This window comes from Tianweitania sediminis (assembly GCF_017813335.1).
In the GTDB taxonomy this organism is placed as follows: Bacteria; Pseudomonadota; Alphaproteobacteria; order Rhizobiales; family Rhizobiaceae; genus Tianweitania; species Tianweitania sediminis.
The window spans coordinates 601,890-623,520 of record NZ_JAGIYY010000002.1; the positions used below are offsets into that span (position 1 = coordinate 601,890).

Annotated in this window: 20 protein-coding genes; 11 read left to right on the forward strand and 9 right to left on the reverse strand. The window is 62.6% G+C overall.

Annotated features, from left to right (window positions below; genetic code table 11):
* Positions 1-74 precede the first annotated feature (74 nt).
* The 6 genes from cysS to rarD (J5Y06_RS09955) all read left to right on the forward strand — a co-directional run bounded on the left by cysS (position 75) and on the right by rarD (J5Y06_RS09955) (position 6,565).
* Positions 75-1,493 carry a cysteine--tRNA ligase gene (cysS, locus tag J5Y06_RS09930; protein ID WP_209334967.1) on the forward strand — a complete coding sequence of 473 codons (1,419 nt, stop codon included), beginning with the start codon at positions 75-77 and terminating at the stop codon, positions 1,491-1,493.
* Positions 1,490-1,990 (forward strand): GFA family protein, encoded by a 501-nt coding sequence (locus J5Y06_RS09935; protein WP_209334968.1) that lies wholly within the window; start codon positions 1,490-1,492, stop codon positions 1,988-1,990. The genes cysS and J5Y06_RS09935 overlap by 4 nt, the downstream gene beginning before the upstream one ends.
* Positions 1,987-2,946 (forward strand): prolyl aminopeptidase, encoded by a 960-nt coding sequence (gene pip, locus J5Y06_RS09940; RefSeq protein ID WP_209334969.1) that lies wholly within the window; start codon positions 1,987-1,989, stop codon positions 2,944-2,946. The genes J5Y06_RS09935 and pip overlap by 4 nt, the downstream gene beginning before the upstream one ends.
* The gene (cimA, locus tag J5Y06_RS09945; RefSeq protein ID WP_209334970.1) at positions 2,943-4,559 is read left to right on the forward strand and encodes a citramalate synthase; all 1,617 of its coding nucleotides are present in this window, start codon (positions 2,943-2,945) and stop codon (positions 4,557-4,559) included. Before pip ends, cimA begins: the two co-directional genes overlap by 4 nt.
* A gap of 82 nt (positions 4,560-4,641) precedes the next feature.
* On the forward strand, positions 4,642-5,565 hold the full coding sequence (gene rarD, locus J5Y06_RS09950) for an EamA family transporter RarD (RefSeq protein WP_209334971.1): 924 nt from the start codon (positions 4,642-4,644) through the stop codon (positions 5,563-5,565).
* Between the two features lie 85 nt (positions 5,566-5,650).
* A complete protein-coding gene (rarD, locus tag J5Y06_RS09955) occupies positions 5,651-6,565 on the forward strand; it encodes an EamA family transporter RarD (RefSeq protein WP_209334972.1) in 915 nt (304 codons plus the stop codon).
* A 3-nt stretch (positions 6,566-6,568) separates the two neighbouring features.
* Here rarD (J5Y06_RS09955) and J5Y06_RS09960 read toward each other — a convergent pair whose 3' ends face one another.
* Positions 6,569-7,171, reverse strand: a complete 603-nt coding sequence (locus J5Y06_RS09960; RefSeq protein ID WP_209334973.1) for an LOG family protein — start codon at positions 7,169-7,171, stop codon at positions 6,569-6,571.
* 115 nt (positions 7,172-7,286) lie between these two features.
* Here J5Y06_RS09960 and J5Y06_RS23050 point away from each other — a divergent pair, with 115 nt between their 5' ends.
* The 5 genes from J5Y06_RS23050 to J5Y06_RS09985 all read left to right on the forward strand — a co-directional run bounded on the left by J5Y06_RS23050 (position 7,287) and on the right by J5Y06_RS09985 (position 13,189).
* The gene (locus J5Y06_RS23050) at positions 7,287-9,344 is read left to right on the forward strand and encodes a LysM peptidoglycan-binding domain-containing protein (RefSeq protein WP_245247716.1); all 2,058 of its coding nucleotides are present in this window, start codon (positions 7,287-7,289) and stop codon (positions 9,342-9,344) included.
* Between the two features lie 66 nt (positions 9,345-9,410).
* On the forward strand, positions 9,411-9,755 hold the full coding sequence (locus J5Y06_RS09970) for an ArsR/SmtB family transcription factor (protein WP_209334974.1): 345 nt from the start codon (positions 9,411-9,413) through the stop codon (positions 9,753-9,755).
* Entirely contained in the window at positions 9,748-11,640 is a 1,893-nt protein-coding gene (locus J5Y06_RS09975) for an ABCB family ABC transporter ATP-binding protein/permease (protein ID WP_245247717.1), read from the forward strand. The genes J5Y06_RS09970 and J5Y06_RS09975 overlap by 8 nt, the downstream gene beginning before the upstream one ends.
* A 69-nt stretch (positions 11,641-11,709) precedes the next feature.
* Positions 11,710-12,408, forward strand: coding sequence for a phosphatidylserine decarboxylase (locus J5Y06_RS09980; RefSeq protein ID WP_209334975.1), 699 nt, complete (start codon positions 11,710-11,712; stop codon positions 12,406-12,408).
* Between the two features lie 4 nt (positions 12,409-12,412).
* Positions 12,413-13,189 carry a CDP-alcohol phosphatidyltransferase family protein gene (locus tag J5Y06_RS09985; protein WP_209334976.1) on the forward strand — a complete coding sequence of 259 codons (777 nt, stop codon included), beginning with the start codon at positions 12,413-12,415 and terminating at the stop codon, positions 13,187-13,189.
* Positions 13,190-13,192: 3 nt separating this feature from the next.
* Here the strand turns inward: J5Y06_RS09985 and J5Y06_RS09990 are convergent, their stop codons facing one another.
* The 8 genes from J5Y06_RS09990 to J5Y06_RS10025 form a co-directional block, all read right to left on the reverse strand.
* Entirely contained in the window at positions 13,193-14,080 is an 888-nt protein-coding gene (locus tag J5Y06_RS09990) for a DMT family transporter (RefSeq protein ID WP_209334977.1), read from the reverse strand.
* A 104-nt stretch (positions 14,081-14,184) separates the two neighbouring features.
* Entirely contained in the window at positions 14,185-15,777 is a 1,593-nt protein-coding gene (locus J5Y06_RS09995) for an FGGY-family carbohydrate kinase (RefSeq protein ID WP_209334978.1), read from the reverse strand.
* Positions 15,777-16,454: an HAD family hydrolase gene (locus tag J5Y06_RS10000; protein ID WP_209334979.1), complete on the reverse strand. Its 678-nt coding sequence runs from the start codon at positions 16,452-16,454 to the stop codon at positions 15,777-15,779. The genes J5Y06_RS09995 and J5Y06_RS10000 overlap by 1 nt, the downstream gene beginning before the upstream one ends.
* Entirely contained in the window at positions 16,451-17,947 is a 1,497-nt protein-coding gene (locus J5Y06_RS10005) for a mannitol dehydrogenase family protein (protein ID WP_209334980.1), read from the reverse strand. Before J5Y06_RS10005 ends, J5Y06_RS10000 begins: the two co-directional genes overlap by 4 nt.
* Before the next feature lie 3 nt (positions 17,948-17,950).
* Complete coding sequence (locus J5Y06_RS10010) at positions 17,951-18,727, reverse strand: L-iditol 2-dehydrogenase (RefSeq protein WP_209334981.1); 777 nt, start codon at positions 18,725-18,727, stop codon at positions 17,951-17,953.
* Complete coding sequence (locus J5Y06_RS10015; protein WP_209334982.1) at positions 18,724-19,722, reverse strand: ABC transporter ATP-binding protein; 999 nt, start codon at positions 19,720-19,722, stop codon at positions 18,724-18,726. Before J5Y06_RS10015 ends, J5Y06_RS10010 begins: the two co-directional genes overlap by 4 nt.
* A gap of 50 nt (positions 19,723-19,772) precedes the next feature.
* Positions 19,773-20,597, reverse strand: coding sequence for a carbohydrate ABC transporter permease (locus J5Y06_RS10020; RefSeq protein ID WP_209334983.1), 825 nt, complete (start codon positions 20,595-20,597; stop codon positions 19,773-19,775).
* A 12-nt stretch (positions 20,598-20,609) separates the two neighbouring features.
* A complete protein-coding gene (locus J5Y06_RS10025; protein ID WP_209334984.1) occupies positions 20,610-21,482 on the reverse strand; it encodes a carbohydrate ABC transporter permease in 873 nt (290 codons plus the stop codon).
* Positions 21,483-21,631 lie beyond the last annotated feature (149 nt).

Below are 21,631 nucleotides of genomic sequence, written 5' to 3' on the forward strand. Positions count from 1 at the left end.
GCCAGCAGGCGAGGGCTGGTTATCGGCGTTGGTCAGCGCTTGGCGCGCCGATGAAGAGGGGAAAAGGAACGGGAATGGCAGGCACGTCGCTGCGGCTTCACAACACGCTCTCGCGTTCGAAGGACGTCTTCACGCCCATCGATCCGGATAATGTGCGCATGTATGTCTGCGGCCCGACCGTCTATGACTTTGCCCATATCGGTAACGCCCGGCCGGTGATCGTCTTCGACGTGCTTTATCGACTTTTGCGCCATGTCTACGGCGACAGCCACGTCACCTATGTCCGCAACATCACGGATGTCGACGACAAGATCAACGCACGCGCCTTGCGTGACTTTCCCGATCTGCCGCTCAACGAAGCGATCCGGCGTGTCACGGAAAAAACAGCCGATCAGTTCCACGCGGACGTTAAGGCCTTGGGTTGCCTGGAGCCCTCGCACGAGCCTCGCGCCACCGACTTCGTGCTGCCGCGCGATGATGGCAGAACCGACATGGTGAGCTTGATTCAGACCCTCATCAACCGCGGCCATGCCTATGCCGAAAAAGGGGAAATCCTTTTCGACACCGCCTCTATGAGCAGCTATGGCGGACTGTCCCGCCGTCCGCTGGACGAGCAGCAAGCAGGCGCGCGCGTTGCGGTGGATGCACACAAACGCAACCCCGGCGATTTCGTGCTTTGGAAGGCTTCTTCCGAAGACGAGCCAGGCTGGAACGCTGTTTTCACGGTGGAGGCCTTGCCGTTCGCGATCCGCGGACGTCCCGGCTGGCACATCGAATGCTCGGCCATGTCCGCCGCCTATCTTGGCGAGGTCTTCGACATCCATGGTGGGGGGCTCGACCTGATCTTTCCTCACCACGAAAACGAAATCGCCCAGTCCCGCTGCGCGCATGGCACGGAGGTGATGGCGAACGTCTGGATGCACAACGGCTTCGTGCAGGTCGAAGGGCGCAAGATGTCGAAGTCGGAAGGCAATTTCATCACCATCCACGATCTCCTGCACACGGAAAAGTTCGGCGGCCGCAAATGGCCGGGAGAGGTGCTGCGCCTGGCGATGCTGAAAACGCATTACCGCGAGCCGATCGACTTCACCGTCGTCAAGCTGGAAGATGCGTTGCGTGAGATCGAGCGGTGGGAGCGGTTCGTCCAGGACGTTGAACCCGCGGGCGAGCCGGATCCACAAGTGCTGGATGCCCTTGCTGACGACTTGAACGTTTCGGAAGCGATCGGCCGCATTCATGCGCTGTTGCATGGCGGCGAGGCGGCCTCCGCACTGGCTTCGCTGCGGCTGATGGGTATCAATCCTGTGCGGAAAACGGATGTCGGCTCCGAGGTGCATGAAGCGGTGCGACAGCGCCTCGCCTTCATCGCGGCGAAGAACTGGGCGGCAGCCGACCGCATCCGCGACGAGCTTCTCGCGAAGGGCATCCAGCTAAAGGACGGCAAGGACCCCACGACGGGCGAACGCATCACAACCTGGGAGGTGAAACGGTGAGCCTCGACAACAAGCCGATCTACACGGGCGGATGCCAATGCGGCGCCGTGCGTTTTCGCGTCGAAGGCGCGCTGGCAAGCATCTCGATCTGCCATTGCCGCATGTGCCAGAAGGCCTTCGGCAACTTCTATGCCCCGCTTGCGACGGTTCCAGAGAACAGCCTCAGGTGGACCCGCGGCGAACCGAAGCGGTTCCAATCATCCAGTGTGGTCAAGCGCGGCTTTTGCCCGGACTGCGGCACACCGCTCACCTACGAGGCGCCGGATGGCGTGGCGCTGGCGATCGGCGCTTTTGATGATCCCGCGTCCGTGGCGCCCGACAAGCAGTGGGGCACGGAAAACAAGATTCCCTTTGTGGACGATCTGCATGGGTTGCCCGGGCACGAAACCATGGAGGACGAGACCTCCGCATCGTTCTTGCGGGACATGCAGAACTTCCAGCATCCCGATCACGACACTGACAGTGGGTGGGTGCCGGGACGGCAGGAAAAGCAATGACCCTGCGCCAGCTTTACCCTGCCATCGAGCCCTACGCATCCGGTCATCTTGCGGTTGGGGATGGTCATGAAATCTATTGGGAGCGATGCGGCACACCCGGTGCGAAGCCGGCGGTCTTTCTTCACGGCGGTCCCGGGTCGACCCTGTCGCCAAACCACCGGCGCCTTTTCGATCCAACCCTCTATGACGTGCTCCTGTTTGAACAGCGCGGCGCCGGCCGGTCCCGCCCGCATGCCTCGCTAGATGCTAATACAACCTGGCATCTGGTGGCTGATATCGAGCGCCTGCGTGAGATGGCGGGAGTGGAGCAATGGCTGGTGTTCGGCGGCTCCTGGGGCTCAACATTGGCTCTCGCTTACGCGCAAACGCACCGGGACCGCGTGTCCGAACTCGTTGTGCGCGGGATCTACGCGCTGACCAAGGCCGAGCTCGACTGGTACTACCAGTTCGGCGTGTCAGAGATGTTTCCCGACAAGTGGGAGCGCTTCGTCGCGCCCATTCCGGAAGTCGAACGCGGTGACCTCATGGCGGCTTACCGCAAGCGCCTCGTGGGAGATGATCCTGCGGAGCAGATTCGCTGCGCCAAGGCCTGGAGCCTGTGGGAAGGGGAAACCATCACGCTTCTGCCGGAGCCAGCGCTCAGCGCCCAGCATGATGGTGATCACTTCGCGCTGGCTTTCGCGCGCATCGAGAACCACTACTTCACGCATGCCGGCTGGCTGGAAGAAGGACAGCTGATCCGCGACGCCGGCCGGCTTGCCGGCATTCCCGGTGTGATCATCCATGGCCGCTATGACATGCCATGCCCGCTGCGCACGGCCTGGAACCTGCACAAGGCATGGCCTGGGTCGAAGCTCCACATCATTGAAGGAGCGGGGCACGCTTATACCGAGCCCGGTATTCTCGATCAGCTGATCCGCGCCACGGATCATTATGCCGGAAAGGTCGTCCAATGACGCGCGAGCGGCTTTACCTCTTCGACACCACGCTCAGGGACGGTCAGCAAACGCCGGGGATCGACTTCTCGGTTGAAGACAAGATCGCGATCGCCAGGATGCTGGATGAGTTCGGTCTCGATTACGTTGAGGGCGGTTACCCCGGCGCAAACCCAACCGACACAGCCTTCTTCGGCCGCAAGCAGACGAAGCGGGCTCGGTTCACAGCCTTCGGCATGACAAAGCGGGTCGGCATTTCAGCGTCCAACGATCCCGGCTTGGCCGCACTGTTGCAGGCGCAGGTCGACGCGGTCTGCTTTGTTGCGAAGAGCTGGGACTACCATGTTCGTGTTGCGCTCGGCTGCACCAACGATGAGAACCTTGAAGCCATCGAGGCTTCGGTGAAAGCCGCCGTCGGGGCCGGCCGCGAAGCACTGGTGGACTGCGAACACTTCTTCGACGGCTTCAAGGCCAATCCCGATTATGCGATTGCCTGCGCGCGAACCGCGCTGGAAGCAGGCGCCCGCTGGGTGGTCTTGTGCGACACGAATGGCGGCACGCTGCCGTCTGAAGTGCGCGACATCGTCGGCAAGGTTATTGCAGCCGGCATACCGGGCGAAAATCTCGGCATCCACGCTCATGATGATACGGGGCAGGCGGTAGCAAATTCGCTGGCAGCGGTTGAAGCCGGCGTCCGGCAAATCCAGGGCACGCTGAACGGCATCGGCGAGCGCTGCGGCAACGCCAACCTGGTCAGCCTGATTCCGACCCTGATGCTTAAGCCCGCTTTTGCCGATCGTTTCGAAGTCGGTATTTCCGGGCAGGCTCTGGCCGGCATCGCGCGCGTGTCGCATGCCTTCGACGAAATCCTCAACCGCGCTCCGGGCGAACAGGCACCCTATGTCGGCGCGTCCGCCTTTGCTACGAAGGCTGGCATCCATGCCTCCGCCATCGCCAAGGAACCGCAAACCTACGAGCACGTGCCGCCGGAAGCGGTCGGCAATCGCCGCCGCGTGATGGTGTCGGACCAGGGGGGCAAAGCGAACTTCATGGCCGAACTGGCGCGCCGTGGCATCGATGTCCCCCGCGATGACAGCCGGCTCGACACGCTGATCACCCTCGTGAAGGAGCGCGAAGCCCGCGGCTATGCCTATGAGGGAGCCGACGCCAGCTTTGAACTGCTTGCCTGCCAAACCCTCGGTCATGTGCCGGAATTCTTTTCCGTCACCAGCTTTCGCTGCATGGTGGAGCGTCGCTTCGATGCCAACGGCCAACTGCGCACCGTGTCAGAAGCGGTGGTGAAGGTGATGATCGACGACGAAGAAAAGATGTCGGTCGCCGAAGGCAATGGGCCGGTCAACGCGCTCGATATCGCGCTGCGCAAGGACCTCGGCAAGTTCCAGCACGAGATCCAGGATCTTGTGCTGGCGGACTACAAGGTGCGCATCCTTGATGGAGGAACTGAAGCGGTAACGCGGGTCATGATCGAATCACAGGACGGGCAGGGTGCGCGCTGGCGCACCGTGGGCGTGTCGAACAATGTGATCGACGCCTCGTTCCAGGCGTTGATGGACTCGATCGTGTTCAAGCTGATGAAGAACCGCCAATTGGCCGGCAGGGTCGCCGCAGAATAGCGGGTGATCCATGCACAAAATGCCGCTGTGCCATACGCAATCCGGCATGGCTTGAGCAGCTTTGTCGGCGCATAGAGCGGGCATGACCACCAAGTCCCATGCCCTCGCTCCCGAAACTCGCGGCTTTATCTATGCCGGCTTGGCCTATGGCATCTGGGGTGGTTTCTTTCCGCTCCTAATGAAGCTGGTCGCGCACATGCCGGCTGCGGAAGTGGTGGCGCACCGCGTGATCTGGGCTTTGCCAGTGGCTGCTGGCGTTCTTTTGTGGCTGGGTCGCACGGCCGATGTCAGGGCAGCGCTCCGATCACCTCGCACCATGCTGATGGCGGTCGTCACGGCAGCGCTGATCACGGTCAACTGGGGGATCTATGTCTGGGCCATTGCCGTCGAGCGGACGGTGGAGGCAGCGCTCGGCTACTACATCAACCCGCTGGTCACCATGGCGTTCGGCGCGTTTATCTTGCGCGAACCGTTGGACAAGGCAAAGCTGACGGCCATCGGCTTGGCGGTGGTTGGCGTCGTGCTGGTTGCAATCGAAGCAGGCGGCGTGCCGTGGATTTCGCTGACGCTGGCCTTCTCCTTCGCGGCTTACGGCTTCCTCAGAAAGACGCTTCCGATCGGTCCGAGCCAGGGGTTTTTCCTGGAAACGCTGATCCTCCTTGTTCCAGCCTTGGGTTATGTCGCTTGGCTGGCAGCGCAAGGGAAGGATCACTTCTTTGCAGGCACCGGCGAAGACATCCTGCTTCTGCTGGTTTGCGGGCCGGCAACGGCCATTCCGCTCCTTTTCTACGGGTTCGGCTCAAAGCTTCTGCGCATCACCACCATCGGCATCATGCAGTACATCGTTCCTACGGGCTTGTTCCTGCTGGCTGTTTTCGTGTTCAACGAACCGTTCACCTGGCAGCGCGGCGTCGCCTTCGGCTTCATCTGGGCAGGGCTGATCGTTTACACGCTCTCGCTCCTTTTCAACCAGAACAGGTTGTCTGCCCCGCCGCCACCGACCTGACGCAGCCCCGGTTCTTCAACGGCTTGAATGGAGGGATCAGCAGATTTTGCTGGTTCCATTCGCCGAGTGGGCGCATAGCGCAGGCATGTCCACGCACACCCTGCCGATACAGAATACCGATCCCGCACGCAGCGGCTTCTTCCTGGCTGTCGCCGCCTACTTTCTGTGGGGCTTCCTGCCGCTTTACATGAAGGCGGTCGCTCACATCCCAACGGTGGAGGTGGTGGCGCATCGTGCACTCTGGTCGGTGCCGATTGCTGGCCTTGCAGTGTTGTGGATGGGCCGGCTGCCGAGTGTCCGCTTGGCACTCACCACGCCCCGCGTGTTTGCAATGGCGCTGCTGACGGCCGCCATTATCTCGGTGAACTGGGGCATCTATGTTTGGGCGATCGCGGCGGACCGCACGGTGGAAGCCGCGCTGGGCTACTACATCAACCCCTTGTTCAGCGTGTTCCTCGCAGCGGTTCTTCTCGGCGAAAAGCTGACAAAGGCGCAGATCGTGGCCATTGGTCTTGCCGCTGCGGCGGTGGCCGTGCTCACCTGGGAGCGCGGCGGCTTGCCGTGGGTGTCGGTGGCGCTTGCGGTAAGCTGGGGCTTCTACGCGATGTTCAAACGCGCCCTGCCGATCGGCGCCAACGAAGGCTTCTTTCTGGAAGTGCTCATCATCAGCGTCCCGGCTGCGGCCTACCTGGCCTGGCTGACGATCGGCGGCCAGTCGCATTTCCTCGATGGCCCCGCGCACCTCAATGCCTGGCTCCTGGCCGCATCCGGGCTCGCAACGGCTTGTCCGCTGCTGCTTTACGCCAACGGCGCCAAGCTCCTGAAGCTCTCCACCATCGGGATGATGCAGTACATTGCGCCGAGCATCATCTTCCTGCTGGCGGTATTCTGGTTCCGCGAACCCTTCAGCGGCACGACCTTTATCGCCTTCCTGCTGATCTGGTGTGCCCTGGTGGTTTTCACCTGGTCCGCCTTCTTTCGCAGCAGGAAAGCGGGCTGACCGTCACATCCGCCGGATCACCCTTTCGTCGCCGACGTTACCGGTGGCGGATGCTCCGAGCAGGGCAGGAACGATTCCGTCCACCGCTTCGATGAACATCGGCTGCACGTTGTGGGCGGTGTGAACGAAGCCCTCGGCAGCCATGTGGTCCAGAAGGTCTCGCATTGGGTTCCAGAACCCCTTCTGATTGGCAAAGATCATCGGCTTGCGGTGGTGGCCGAGCTGTGCCCAGGTCATGATCTCGATGATCTCCTCCACCGTGCCGATCCCGCCGGGCAAGGCAACGAAGGCGTCGGACCGTTCAAACATCATGTGCTTGCGCGTGTGCATCGTGTCCACCACGAGCAGTTCGTCGAGGCCCGCGTGCTGGCCGTCTGCAGCCTCCTTGGAAAGCAGGAAGCGGGGGATGATGCCCGTGACTTTTCCTCCAGCTTCGATGGCGCCCCGCGAAACGGCCCCCATGACGCCGCGCGTCCCGCCGCCATAAATGAGGCGAAGACCGGCGCGTGCAATCTGCGCTCCGAGCGCTTGCCCGGCTTCCAGATAATGCGGCGCGCGGCCTGGGGAGGAGCCACAATAAACGCAAACAGAGGTGATGGAGGTCATGCCGGTGAATACCTGTCGTTAGGTCGTGCGGAAAAGCGGTCAAGCCCTAAATCGGCTTTTTCTTGTGAGCCGGATGAAAACAAGTTAAGGCCCGTTAGGATTAAGGGTTTTCCTCATGGCTGTGACTCCGGCGCGCGTTGTTTTGTTCCTGTTTGGCTTGTTCCTAGCAGCGGGAATCGTTGCCTATGGATCTGGTGCCTTCCAGCGCGAAGAAGCGCAAGGTTCTGGCACGGTTGCCGCCGTGGCGCCGGGTACGTCATCGTCCAACGGATTGGCCGCGGATGGGGGAGGCGCTTCCAACGCGCAGAACACAGCCGCACCACAACCTTTGCAAGCCGAGCCGCCTGCGGACGCGCCGGACACGACAAAAGCTGGCGCTTCTGCAGGGCACGTGCAGGCGCCAAGCTTTGACTTGCTGCGCGTGGAGCCGAATGGGTCGGTGGTTGTGGCAGGACAGGCAGCCGCTGGCGCTGCGGTGGAGGTGGTTTCCGGTTCGACGGTTCTGGGTAACACGGTTGCCGGCCCCCAGGGCGATTTTGCGATCGTGCTTGAAGAGCCGTTGAGCGGCGGCGACTACTCACTTGTGCTGCGTTCAACGGACAAGGGCAGTGCTGCCACTTCGGTTGAAACTGCGATTGTGTCCGTGCCTAAGGACAAGAGCGGCCAGGTTCTCGCCTTGGTGGAGCAGCCAGGTGAGCCAAGCCGCTTGATCACTGTTCCGGAAGCGCCTGCAGCATCAAACGATGCCGCCCCGGCCACCCCTCAGCCGCCTGCCGAACAAGCGGCGGGCGCTGCGTCACCCGCTCCGACGCCATCAACGGATACGCCGCACGCCTCGGCTGCCACGCAGCAGACAGGCGAAGCGCGCCCATCCGATCCCGTGGCAGCAGTACCAGCGGGTGAGACTGCAGCAAGAGCACCGGCAGCTGTTGCGAGCGCACCAACAGAGCAATCCGCCGCACAGGCACCCGCAACGGGTGAAAACGCATCGGTGCAGCAACCAGCCGCATCAGCACCGAGCGCAGCCGCTGCGCCGCAGGCAGAAGCTCAGCAAACAGCCGCTGCGGCCGCGAGCCCCGCCGGCACAACAACCAATGATCCCTCGGCTCCGGCAAGCGCTGGCGGCACCGCAGCATCGCAGCAACCGGCCGCCACACCGCCTGCACCTGTCCCGCCGGCAGGCGAGGCGGAGGAAAAGCAGGTTGCTGCCGCTGGTCCCGCCTCTGCCGGCAACGTGGCGGCACCAGGGACATCAACGCAGGGAAACAACGAAACCGCGCGTCCGCAACGGCGTTCGCCAGCCGTGGAAGCGGTGGAGATCGAAGCAGGCATGGTTTACATCGCCGGGCGTGCGGCTCCGGGCAGCACGCTGCGGGTTTATGCCAACAACCTTTTTCTCGGTCAGGTGATCGCCTCCGAAGCCGGCCGCTTCCTTGTTGAAGCGCAGCAGGATCTTCCGGTGGGAAGCTACACCATCCGCGTCGATGCCCTCGGTCCCGACGGCAGAACCGTCGTGGCCCGCGCCGCCGTGCCGTTCGACCGCGAAGCCGGCGAAGCGGTGGCGGCTGTAGCGCCGGCTGTGGTGGAGTCAAACGCGACAGCCCCTGTTGAGGCTGCACCCCCGTCTGTTGCGCCACCGGCTTCTGCGCCAGCCGGCGCTGTGGCTCCCGCCGCGCCCCCACCGCTCGCTCCCGAGGCTGAGCCATCCCAGGCCTCACCGGCCGCCACGCGCACTGCCGCGAGGGTCGGCCAGCCCCAAACCGTCCAGGAAGCGGGAACGTCGAGGACGGCGTCACCCGTTGAGACCACGGCGCAAAAGCCGGTCGAAACGGCCACCCAGGCGCCCGAAGATTCCACCCGGCGTGCGGAAATCGTTGGGGGGAGCCCGGTTGCGCCAGCCGAAACCACAGCGCCTGCGTTGCAGTCGGCCAAGGGCGCAGTGATCATCCGTCGCGGTGACACGCTTTGGAAGATTTCCCGCCGCGCTTATGGGCGGGGCACCCGCTATTCCACGATCTACCTGGCCAACCAGGATCAGATCGAAGATCCGGATATGATCTGGCCAGGCCAGGTCTTCGTGATGCCGAAAACATCCCGAGACGGTCACGAGGTGGATATGAGCAAGCTCGGCGCACAAGCAGTCGCGGGCGACCAGGTGGTGGAGAGCGAGTAAACCAAAGTCGCGATCACGAGCCACGCTCTTGCACTTCGAATCTCCATCGTTTATCGCCGATGAACGATGATGGCTTCTCCTGACGACGCAAACGCCGACGGCCAAACCGCTGAGCGCCTGGCAGCCCTCGCGCATCCGACGCGCCTGCGGATCCTGCGCGAGCTATCCGATCAGCCCGCTTGTTGCTGCAAGGAAGTTGTCGCCCGCCTTGATCTTGCCCAGTCCACCGTTTCCCAACATTTGAAGGTGTTGGTGGCCGCCGGGCTGGTACGTTACACACCCGACAAGCAGCGCTCCCACTATTCCCTTGACCGTGTGGCGTTGAAGAAGCTGTCTGGCGCGCTACAAGGCTTTGTGGACTGCTGCTGCACGGCAGACACCTGCCAGAACCCTGGAAAACCCCTTGCCTAAAACCGTTTCAGCCGACTCCGGCTCGCTTCTGCAAACCTTGCGGAATCTGTGGCCCTATATGTGGCCGTCCGAGCGCCCCGATCTGCGCGCCCGCGTGGTCTGGGCGAGCTTCTATCTCATCATCTCCAAGCTCGTTCTCATTGCTGTACCCTACTTCTTCAAGTGGGCCACGGATGCACTGGCCGGTGACGTCACCGGCCGGGAGGTGGTGCCGGTACTCCTGCTGGGGCCGGTGATGCTGGTGGTGGCGTACAATCTGGTGCGCACCATTCAGGTCGGATTGAACCAGTTGCGCGATGCGCTCTTCGCCCGCGTGGGACAATACGCGGTTCGCCAGCTTGCGTTTCGCACCTTCGTGCACATGCACCAGCTGTCGCTGCGCTTTCATCTCGAGCGCCGCACCGGCGGACTATCGCGCATCATTGAGCGCGGCACGAAGGGCATTGAAACGATCGTGCGCTTCACGATCCTCAACACCATTCCGACAATTCTGGAATTTGCCCTGACGGCGATCGTCTTCGCCTGGGCTTACGGCTTCAGCTACGTCCTGGTCGTGGCGCTGACGGTGCTGGCTTATGTCTGGTTCACCGTGAAGGCGAGCGACTGGCGCATTGGTATCCGCCGCGAGATGAACGATTCCGACACGGAAGCGAATTCCAAGGCAATCGACTCGCTGTTGAACTTCGAGACCGTCAAATATTTTGGCAACGAGCGCATGGAGGCCGAGCGCTTCGACCGCTCGATGGCCCGCTATGAAGTTGCTGCCACGAAGACCTGGACCTCACTCGGCTGGCTGAACTTCGGGCAAGGGGTGATCTTTGCGATCGGCATGGCAGTTGTCATGATCTTGTCGGCTCGCGAGGTCATGGCCGGAACGCAGACGGTTGGCGACTTCGTATTCATCAACGCATTGTTGATGCAGCTGTCGGTGCCGCTGAATTTCATCGGCTTCGTTTATCGCGAAATCCGCCAGGCCGTGGTGGACATCGAGCAGATGTTCGACCTTCTGGATGTGCCGCAGGAGGTCCAGGATCGCCCGGGCGCCAAGCCGCTGGCGGTGACGGAAGGCGTGGTTCGTTTCGAGGACGTCCATTTCTCGTATGATGCCAACCGCCGGATCCTGCGTGGCATCAGCTTCGAAGTCCCGGCGGGACAGACGGTCGCAATCGTGGGGCCGTCCGGTGCCGGCAAGTCAACTATCTCGCGGCTCCTGTTTCGCTTCTATGATGTCGGTGAAGGCCGCGTGACGATCGATGGGCAAGACGTGCGCGAGGTCACGCAGGAAAGCCTGCGTGCCGCGATCGGGATGGTGCCGCAGGATACCGTGCTCTTCAACGACACCATCGCCTACAACATTCGCTATGGCCGGACGTCTGCCTCCATGGACGAAATCAAGGAAGCGGCCGATCGCGCGCAGATTGCGGATTTTATTGCCCGCTTGCCGGATGGCTACAACAGCATGGTCGGTGAGCGCGGGTTGAAGCTGTCCGGCGGCGAAAAGCAGCGAGTCGCGATCGCCCGCACCATTCTCAAGGCGCCGCCGATCCTCATCCTCGATGAGGCAACATCAGCGCTGGACACGCAAACCGAACAGTCGATTCAGGCTGCACTGGACGTGGTCAGCCGCGGCCGAACGACGATCGTGATCGCCCACCGCTTGTCCACGGTGATCAACGCCGACCAGATCATCGTCTTGCGCGACGGTTTGATCGCTGAACGCGGCACGCATGCCGAACTGCTCGCCTTGGATGGCCTGTATGCGTCGATGTGGATGCGCCAGCGCGAAGCATCCGAGGCAGAAGAGCGGCTGCGCCTGGCCCGCGAAACCGACGATCTCGGCATCGTGGTTCGTCGCCGCACCTCCGAAACGGTTGAAAACGAGTGATAGGCGGCCGCGTTGCGGCAGCCCCACCTTTCCGCTAAGCACGGGGGGTCATTTCACGAGGCCTTTCTGATGAGCATAGCGGAAACCATCCGCAACACGCTGGTCCCGATCCACAAGGAAGGCTACCCGTTCATTGCGGCGTTTGCCTTGGCCACGATCCTGCTTGGCCTGCTTTGGGAACCGCTGTTTTTTGTGGGACTGGTGCTGACCGCATGGTGCGCCTTCTTTTTCCGCGATCCGCCGCGAGTGACGCCCGTGGATGATGATGTGGTCGTGAGCCCGGCCGACGGGCGTGTGTCTGCTGTTGGCCCCGCTGTTCCGCCACGCGAGCTTGATCTCGGATCGGGCGAAATGATGCGCGTGTCCGTGTTCATGGATGTTTTTTCGGGCCACGTGAACCGCGCACCGGTGCGCGGTCGGGTCAGCAAGATCGAATATCGTCCGGGCAAGTTCCTGAACGCGGACCTCGATAAATCGAGCGTCGAAAACGAGCGCAACGGCCTTTTGATCGACAGCCCTCATGGAACGGTGGCCTGCGTCCAGGTGGCCGGACTTGTTGCGCGTCGGATTGTTTGCTGGACCGAGGAAGGCGACGGCCTTGCGATCGGCGAGCGTTTCGGCCTGATCCGCTTTGGCTCGCGCCTCGACGTCTACCTGCCGTCTGGCGCCACGCCGCGCGTTGCGGTGGGGCAAAGTGCCATCGGCGGCGAAACCATCATCGCAGATTTCGGCCGCGGCTTGCCGGCGCCACTTGTAAGGGTATCCTGAAGCGATGAGCGCCAACTTCGACGACAAGCCACCCCCCGCGCAGTCCCGGCGCATCTCCATCCGCTTGCTGATCCCGAACCTGCTGACGCTGCTGGCCGTTTGCGCCGGTATGACGGGCATCCGCCTCGCTTTTGAAGGGCGCTATGACGTCGCCGTGGTGATGGTGCTCGGCGCCGCCCTTCTGGACGGCATCGACGGGCGGGCAGCCCGGGCCCTGAAGGCGACCTCGAATTTCGGCGCGCAGATGGACTCGTTGGCCGACATCGTCAATTTCGGCGTTGCGCCGGCACTGGTGCTTTACGCGTACCTCCTTAACGACGCCGGCTCACTGGGTTGGATCGTGGCGATGATCTACGCGATCGCCGTGGGCTTGCGGCTCGCGCGTTTCAACGTGATGCTGGAAGAGCCAAACCGTCCTGCGTGGCAGAACGCGTATTTCGTTGGCGTGCCTGCCCCTGCCGGGGCAGGGCTGGTGATGCTGCCGATCTACCTGGGCTTTCTTGGCGTGGAGCCGGGACCTTCCTTCGCGTTTCTTGCGGTGCTGTTCACGCTCGTGGTCGCCTTCCTGCTGGTCAGTCGCCTGCCCATCTACTCGGGCAAAACAGCCGGCAAGCGAATCCGACGCGATGCCGTTGTGCCTTTGATCCTTGGCACGGTGGCTTATGTGCTGTTTCTGGCGAGCTACACTTGGGAGACCCTCGTGGTTTCTGCGCTCTGCTACCTTCTGTTCCTGCCGTTCAGCGTGCGGGCGTTCAAGCGCCGGGAAGCGCGCGAGGGCTAGCGCCTAAGCGCGGCGTCGACGCGTTTCGCCGAACACGATCACGATACCCGCGACGACGATCAGGAGCGCGCCCAAGAACACTTCCGGCCGCGGAACGTCGCGCCAGATCAGGTAGCCGAGCAGAAACGACCACAACAGCGCGGAATACTCAAAGCAGGCAGCCACCGATGCGGGCGCGCGCTTCATCCCTTCGAAGAGGGTGAACTGGCCGACGCCCGCCAAAACGCCGGCGCCAAGCAGGAGCGCTGCCTGTTCCCATGTCGGCGTGACCCATGTCACGATCATCGGCACGGTGAGGATGATCAGGAAAAACAGGTTGTTGAGCACCATCTGGATGCTTGTGGGAGAGGAAAGCGCGATCTGCCGCAACAGGATGATCGAGTAGGCCCAGAAGCCGGCCGCCATCAGCACCAGGATCACAGGCACACTGAAGCCGAGCTGGGCTGGGTTGCTGGCAACAAGCACACCGGCAAACCCGGTCAGCACGGCGAACCAGCGCAGCGGCGTCACCTTTTCGCCGAGAAGCGGGATCGAAAGCAGCGTGGTGATGATCGGCGCGGCGAAGTAAAGCGTGGTCAGTTCCGCCAGCTGCAGATCGGCAGCCGCCGTGTAGTAGCAGATCCAGGCGCCAAGGATGACCAGGGACCGGAACGCCATCGGTTTGATGATCGGCGATCGAATGGCGTCGCGGTAAACATCCCAACGCCCGGCAAGGGCAAAGCCGGAGAGGATGGTGATGCTGCGCAGGCAAAGCACCTGCCACACCGTGAAGCCGGCAACCAGCAGCTTGATGCCAGCATCATGAATCGCAAAAAGCGAGTAGGCGCAGGTCACGAAGCCGATGGCAGCGATGCTGGTTTGCCGCGCGTTCAAATCAAGGGGCTGGCTCATGCTGGTTCCGGGACTCTCGCGCAGAGCCAGCATCTGCCTACCGGACGCCTTCACGCGGCGCCAAAGCCAGCCAAGCGAAAGCACTTGGGGCAGGGCGCGGAGGATTAGGGGTCGAGCGCCTCGATTGCCGTCCGATGACGCTGCATCTGAAGGAAGATGGCGTAGTCGCGGTCGAAGCGAGCCTTGACGTCCGTCTTGGGCAATTGGCTTCGCCCTGATTTTCCCATGGCGATGCAGGCCCTTTCCAAGGAGCCATGCAGGCCGGCGGCAGCGGCGGCGCACATGGCGCTTCCCGCCAGCATGGCATCGCCGTCGTGGTGTACGATGACTTCGCGGCCGGTTACATCGGCGTAAAGCTCCGGCAGCAGGGGATTGCGGGCATGGCCGCCCGCGACATGCAGCGTTTCCACCGCTGCGCCAGCCGCCCGGAGGCTGTCGAGGATTTGCCGCGTGCCAAGCGCGATCGCCACCGCGGCTCGCCAATAGATCCGGCACAAGCCGTCGAACGACGCGTCGAGCGACAACCCGGAGATGACTCCCAGCGCATGAGGGTCGGCAAAGGGCGTCCGGTTGCCATGGAAGTCCGGCAGCACATGAAGGCGCCTGGCAAAGGCCTCGCCCTCTGCAGCATGCAACTCGTTGATCCTGGTGCAGATCCTGCTGTGCATGGCCGATGTGGGTTCACCTCCGGCGCCATGCGCACGGATCACGTGGTCCAGCAACCCGCCAGTGGCTGATTGCCCGCCCTCGGTCACCCACGATTGTGGTAGCGTAACGCCGGGATAGGGACCCCAGCCGCCGGGGATGGCGATAGGGTCCGGAGAAAGGGTCATGAGGCAACTCGACGTGCCGGCGATCAGCGCCAGCTGGGTGCGCAGGATGTCAGGGGCGCCGGCATATTGGCCGAGCACGCCAAGCGCACCGGCATAGGCATCGATCAATCCAGGCCCGACGCGGCAGTCGGACGAGAGGCCAAGCGCTTCTGCGGCGGCATCGGTGAGCGTGCCAAGAGGGTCGCCAGGTCTGGCAGTCGTGTTCGGCAGCCCGCCACAAAGGAGGAAATCCTCAAGGCCCACGGCCGACAGGAAGTCGCCGTGCCAGGGTGACGCCCGATCCGGCTCGAAGGTCCACTTGCAGGTCAGCGTGCAACGCGAGCGGGCGCTGGACCCCGTTGCCTTCCAGGTAAGGAAATCTGCAAGGTCGTACAGGAAGCCGCAGCGCTCCCATTGATGGGGCAGATGGCGCTTCAGCCACATGGCCTTCGGCACCTGCATTTCCGGCGACATCCGCCCGCCGATGGTTTGCAGCACCGGGTGACCGGTTGCCGTGCAGGCGTCCGCCTCCTCGATCGCGCGGTGGTCGAGCCAAACAACGGTATCCCATTGGTTGTCGCCTGAAGGGGATACGCTGAGCGGCTCGCCCTGCTTGTCGCGCATCACAAGGGAGCAGGTTGCACCGAAGCCGATGCCGGCGATGCGCACGCGTTCTACCCCTGCCTGCGCAACCGCGGCCTTCACGGCAGCACATACGGCATTCCAGATGTTTTCGGAGCTATGCTCCGCGAAGTTGGGATACGGCTGGTGCATCGCGATGGGATGGTCCTGCCGGCCCAGCATATTTCCGCTGCCGTCGAACACACCGGCGCGGGCGCTGCCGGTCCCGACATCGACGGCGCACACGAGATCCCCTTTCGGCATCAGGCGGTCCGCACCGCCACAGCATGCAGAAGCGAGTTGAGCTCGCGCATATCCGAAAAGATCGCGTCGGGCTTCAGCCGCTCGAAGGCAGTAGCGAGCTTGCCCGGTGTGGCATGGGTTCCGCCGGCGAAGCCCAGCACGCGCATGCCGGCTGCCTTCGCGGCTTCGATGCCGGGTGCGCTGTCTTCCACCACAAGGCAGGCTGATGGATCGACGCCCATGCTGTGGGCCGCGTGAAGAAACAGATCGGGAAAGGGCTTACCGCGCGCAACCATCGTCGAACTGTAGATGTTCGGCTCAAAGAAGGCGAGTAGCTCCGTGACCCGCAGCGATAGCCGAATGCGATCCGGCTGGCTGGACGAGGCGACACAGAAGGGCGCCGGCAGCGCAGACAGCGCAGCAGCGATGCCGGGGATTGGCTTCAGCTCCGCGGCGAGCCGCCTGCGGGTGTCGGCGCGCATGGCGTCCATCTGTGTTTCGCTGAAGCGAAGATCGAACTGATCCGCAAGGATGCCCCGGATCGTTGCCATGCTGCGGCCGAGAAACGCCTCATACGCCTGTGCGGGAGTGACCGCACCACCGGCCCGCGCAATGTGATCAACCAGGATCTCGACCGCAATCGGCTCGCTGTCCACCAGCACGCCGTCGCAGTCGAAAATTACCAGCTTGATGGTCACAAGCCTGCCGAAGATGGGTTTCCGCTGGCGAGGTAGCGTTCCAAAGTAGCCTTGGTGCCGTCGCCCCAGAGCATGGTGAGCCAGGCTGAGAAGGCCGTCCGGAAGGGTTCCGAGTGCGAAACGTCACCATAAATGTCGGCCATGGCGAGCCAGGCGGCAGGGTCTTCTTTGGCCGCCCTTGCGGTTGCCTGCATCCGATCCCAGGCCGGGTCGTTTGGCTCGATGATCGCGCCTGAATCGGTCGTGCCGAAGCAGTAGCGGCACCAGAGCGCGGACTCGAGCGCCAAGCCATGGACGGAGGCGCCCGCCTTCAGGCGGTCGGCGATGGTAGGCACGATGAATTTCGGCTGCCGGTTGGATCCGTCGAGGCACAGCCGGCGGATGGTGTCACCGATCTTGGGATTGGAAAAGCGGCGAACGATGAGTTCGTAGTACTCGTCCAGCAAAACGCCCGGTACGGGCGGAACGGTTGGAATGATCTCGTCGCGCTCCACCTTGTTGAGGAAGGCTTTCACCAGCGGCTCGCTCATCGCCTCGTCGACGAAATGGACATCCAGCAGGCCGGCGGGGTAGGCGATGGTGGCATGCCCGCCATTAAGGATGCGGATCTTCATCAGTTCGAAGGGCGCCACATCCGGCACGAACTGGACGCCGACCTGTTCCAGCGGCGGCCGACCGCCGGGAAACTTGTCTTCCAGAACCCATTGCTTGAAGGGTTCGCAAAACACCGGCCAATTGTCTTCAACGCCGAATTCGTCGCGCAGGATAGTGCGCTCGCGGTCGGAGGTCGCTGGGGTGATCCGGTCGACCATGCTGTTGGGAAAAGCGACCGTGCTGCGCACCCAGCCGGCGAGTTCCGGATCCTGCAGGTCGGCAAGCCCCGCCACCGCGTCGCGCGTGACATGGCCGTTGTGGGGAATGTTGTCGCAGGACATCACAGTGAACGGCGGTGTTCCTGCAGCGCGTCGATGCTTCAAACCGGCGAGGATCAGTCCAAACACGGTGACAGGCGCTTCTGGTGCCTGCGCGTCGGCAGCGATGGCCGGATGTCGCGGGTTGAACCTACCCGACGCCGGATCAATGAAATAGCCGCCCTCGGTGATGGTCAGCGAGACAATGCGGATCGCGGGATCGGCAAGTGTGGCCAGGATCTGTCCCGTGGCGCCCGGCGGGATGAAGTCGATCATCGGCCCGGTCACGCGGGCTTCCATGTGGCCCTCGTCCTGTTCCACCACGGTGGTGAGCCAATCCTGCTCCGCGAGCTTGGCGTGCATGATGCTCTCAGATGGCAAAACGCCGGCGCCGATCATCGCCCAGTCGTGTCCTGCGCCCGAGGCGAAAAGGTCGTCGAGATAAATGGCCTGATGGGCGCGATGGAAGTTGCCGACGCCAAAATGAAGGATGCCGGCCGTGAGTTTTGATCGATCATAGGCCGGCGCAGGGACCTTCGCCGGCAGGTCGGCCAGCGTGGCGGCAGAAAGTTTCGTTGCCATGGGTCAGCTCATCCAATTCCCGCCGTCCACATTGTAGGTCTGTGCGACGACATAGTTGCTTTCGGCACTGGCGAGGAAAACCGCCATGCCGGTCAGATCATCGGCCGTGCCCATGCGGCCAAACGGAACTTCAGCACCCACCAGCCTCTTCTTCTCGCCCAGCGGACGGTTCTCGTATTTGGCGAACAGCGAATCCACATGATCCCAGTGCTCGCCATCCACCACGCCGGGTGCGATCGCGTTGACGTTGATGCCGTGCTTGATGAGGTCGAGGCCCGCCGATTGCGTGAGGCTGATCACGGCCGCCTTGGTGGAGCAGTAAACGGCCACCAGCGCTTCGCCGCGGCGGCCGGCCTGGCTCGCCATGTTGATGATCTTTCCGCCTTTGCCCCTCTTTATCATGGACTTGGCAACGGCCTGCAGCGTGAACAGCGTGCCAGCGACATTCACGGCATAAAGCTTGTCGAAGCTTGCGCGCGTGATCTCGACGATCGGTGCAAGGTCAAAAAGGGCGGCATTGTTGATGAGAATGTCGATCCCGCCAGCCCTGGCTTCCACCGCCGCAACCGCAGCGTCGATGGAGGTCTGGTCGGTCACGTCGAGCTTTACTGCAAAGGCCTTATCGCCGAGTTCCGCCGCAGTGGCTTCAGCCCGCGTGAGGTCGATGTCGCTGATTGCAACGGTCGCACCTTCGCGAAGGTAGGCTTCCGCGAAAGCACGTCCGATGCCCCGCGCCGAGCCTGTGATGAGGGCGCTCTTGCCCTCAAGTCTTCCACTCACAATGCCACTCCGTCCTTGCCGAACCGGTGCAGCTTGCCCGGCTCCGGCGTGAGAAAAACCGTTTCGCCCGTGTGGAGCCCGGCCTCGCCGTCTGCACGCACGGTCACCTGGCCGATGCCGTCCACATGGACGTGAAGGAAGGTGTCTGAGCCCAGATGCTCGGCAACGCCAACCGTGCCGCGCCATTCGCCCTCGGTGCGGGAGATGGCGATGTGCTCCGGACGCGTGCCAATGGTTTCAGCACCATGCTTGGCCGCCTGGGCGCCGCCGACCAGGTTCATGCGCGGGCTGCCGATGAAACCGGCGACAAACAGGTTCTTCGGGCTGCGATAAAGCTCCAGCGGCGAGCCGGCCTGCTCGATGTTGCCGGCGTTCAGCACCACGATCTTGTCGGCCATGGTCATCGCCTCGACCTGGTCGTGGGTTACATAGATCATCGTGGTTTTCAGCGTCTGGTGTAGCTCGCTGATCTCGAGGCGCATCGTGCCGCGTAGTGCCGCGTCGAGATTGGAAAGCGGTTCGTCGAACAAGAAGGCTGAGGGCTGGCGCACGATGGCGCGGCCAATCGCGACACGCTGGCGCTGGCCGCCCGAAAGCTGCCCCGGCCGGCGGTCGAGATAATTGGTGAGGTTCAGGATCTTCGCAGCATCCTGTACCTTGCGTTCGATCACCGCCTTGTCCTCGCCCGCCATCTTCAGCGGAAAGGCGATGTTCTTGTAAACGGACATGTGGGGGTAAAGGGCGTAGGACTGGAACACCATCGCCAGACCACGCTTGGCAGGTGCGGCGTTGGTGACGTCGCGGTCGTCGATCCGGATCGTACCGCTGGTGACATCTTCCAATCCCGCGATCAGCCGCAGCAAAGTTGACTTGCCGCAGCCCGACGGGCCCACAAACACGACGAACTCTCCGTCCTCGATCTGGAGGCTGATGTCCGGAATGATGCTTGTGACGCCGAACGACTTCGAAACGTGCTCGAGATTGATCTTGCCCATGTTTTCTCCGAAACCGAGTCCCCGCCGAGGTGCGCTGCATCGCCTCTCTGCTACTTAACCGCACCGAATGTCAGGCCGCGAACGAGCTGCCGCTGGGAGAACCAGCCCATGATCAGGATCGGCGCGATTGCCATCGTGGATGCGGCCGACAGTTTCGCCCAAAACAGGCCCTGCGGGCTCGAGAAGGAGGCGATGAAGGCTGTCAGCGGCGCCGCGTTGGTGGTGGTCAGCCGAATCGTCCAGAACGCCTCGTTCCAGGCCAGGATGATGTTCAAAAGCATGGTGGACGCGATGCCCGGCACGGCCATTGGCGTCAGCACATGGATGATCTCGTTCCACAACGAGGCGCCGTCCATGCGCGCCGCTTCGAGGATCTCGCCCGGTATCTCGCGGAAATAGGTGTAAAGCATCCAAACGACGATCGGCAGGTTGATCAGCGTCAGCATCAGCGTCAGACCGATGCGGCTGTCGAGCAGGCCAAAGTCGCGGAACAGAAGATAGATGGGCACCAGAACGGCCGCCGCCGGCATCATCTTCGTGGACAGCATCCACATCAGGATGTCCTTGGTGCGTCGCGTAGGGGAGAACGCCATCGACCAGGCGGCGGGAACAGCAATCAACAGCGCCAGCAGGGTGGAGCCGAGTGAGATGATCACCGAATTGGTGAACGGCCGCCAGTAGTCGCGCTGCGTTTGCACGTCGATATAGCTCTTGAGCGTGCCGGACGGGATCAGGTTGATGCCGGCAATCGCTTCCGGTTCGGTCTTGAAGCTGGTGATTACCGTGTAAAGGATCGGGAAGAAGATCACGAAAGCCACCGCCCAGGCCACAACGGTCCAGGCGATTTTCTGCGAAGTCGAAGCAGCGCGGGCCATATCCGGTCCTCCTCAGCGATCGAGGTTCTTGCCCACCGCGCGCATGATAAACAGCGCAACGATGTTGGCGAGGATGATGGCGATGACACCGCCGGCCGACGCGCCACCCACGTCGTAGTTCAGGAGCGCTGTGCGGTAGATCAGGAAGGGCAGGTTGGTCGATGCGTAACCGGGGCCCCCGTTGGTGGTCACCAGGATCTCGGCATAAACGCCCAGGAGGAAGATGGTCTGGATCAGGATCACCACCGTGATCGCCCGCGACATGTGCGGCAGCGTCAGGTACCAGAAGCGGGCAACAAGGCCCGCGCCATCCATCTCAGCGGCTTCCTTCTGCTCGCCGTCCAGCGACTGCAGCGACGTCAAGAAGATCAGCGTGGCGAACGGCAGCCACTGCCAGGCCACGATCAGAATGATGGAAAACAGCGGATATTGCGCAAACCAGTCGATCGGCGTGCCGCCGAAGAACCGCGTGATGCTTGCAAAGACGCCGTAGCCCGGATGCATGATCATGTTCTTCCAGATCAACGCGGCCACAGGCGGCATCACGAAGAAGGGGGAGATCACGAGGATGCGCACGATCCCCTGGCCGAACATCGGCTGATCAAGCAGCAGCGCGAGAAATGTGCCGCCAACGACGGTGATCAGCAGCACGCCGCCGACAATCAGAAGCGTGTTCCAGATTGCCTGGAAGAAGGCAGGATCGGTGTAGAAATACTGGTAGTTGAAGAAGCCTGCCCAGGAGACATTTGCGGGGTTGAGCAGATTGTAGTTCTGGAACGAGAACCACAACGTCATCGCTAAGGGGACGATCATCCAGACAAGAAGCAACAGCACCGAAGGCGCCATCATGAAACGGGCGAGCGTTCGCGTTTGTCTGGTCGCCATCCTCCGTCTCCCCTCCGCCGGCGGGCCAAACCGCAGCCGGCTCATTGTCATCTAGCGCAGGATCATCCGGAACAAGCCCGGGCCACAAATACGAGTTTTGTGGTGAGAAGGTGCGCTCCCGGCCGGGACGAGACCCAGCCGGGAGCAAA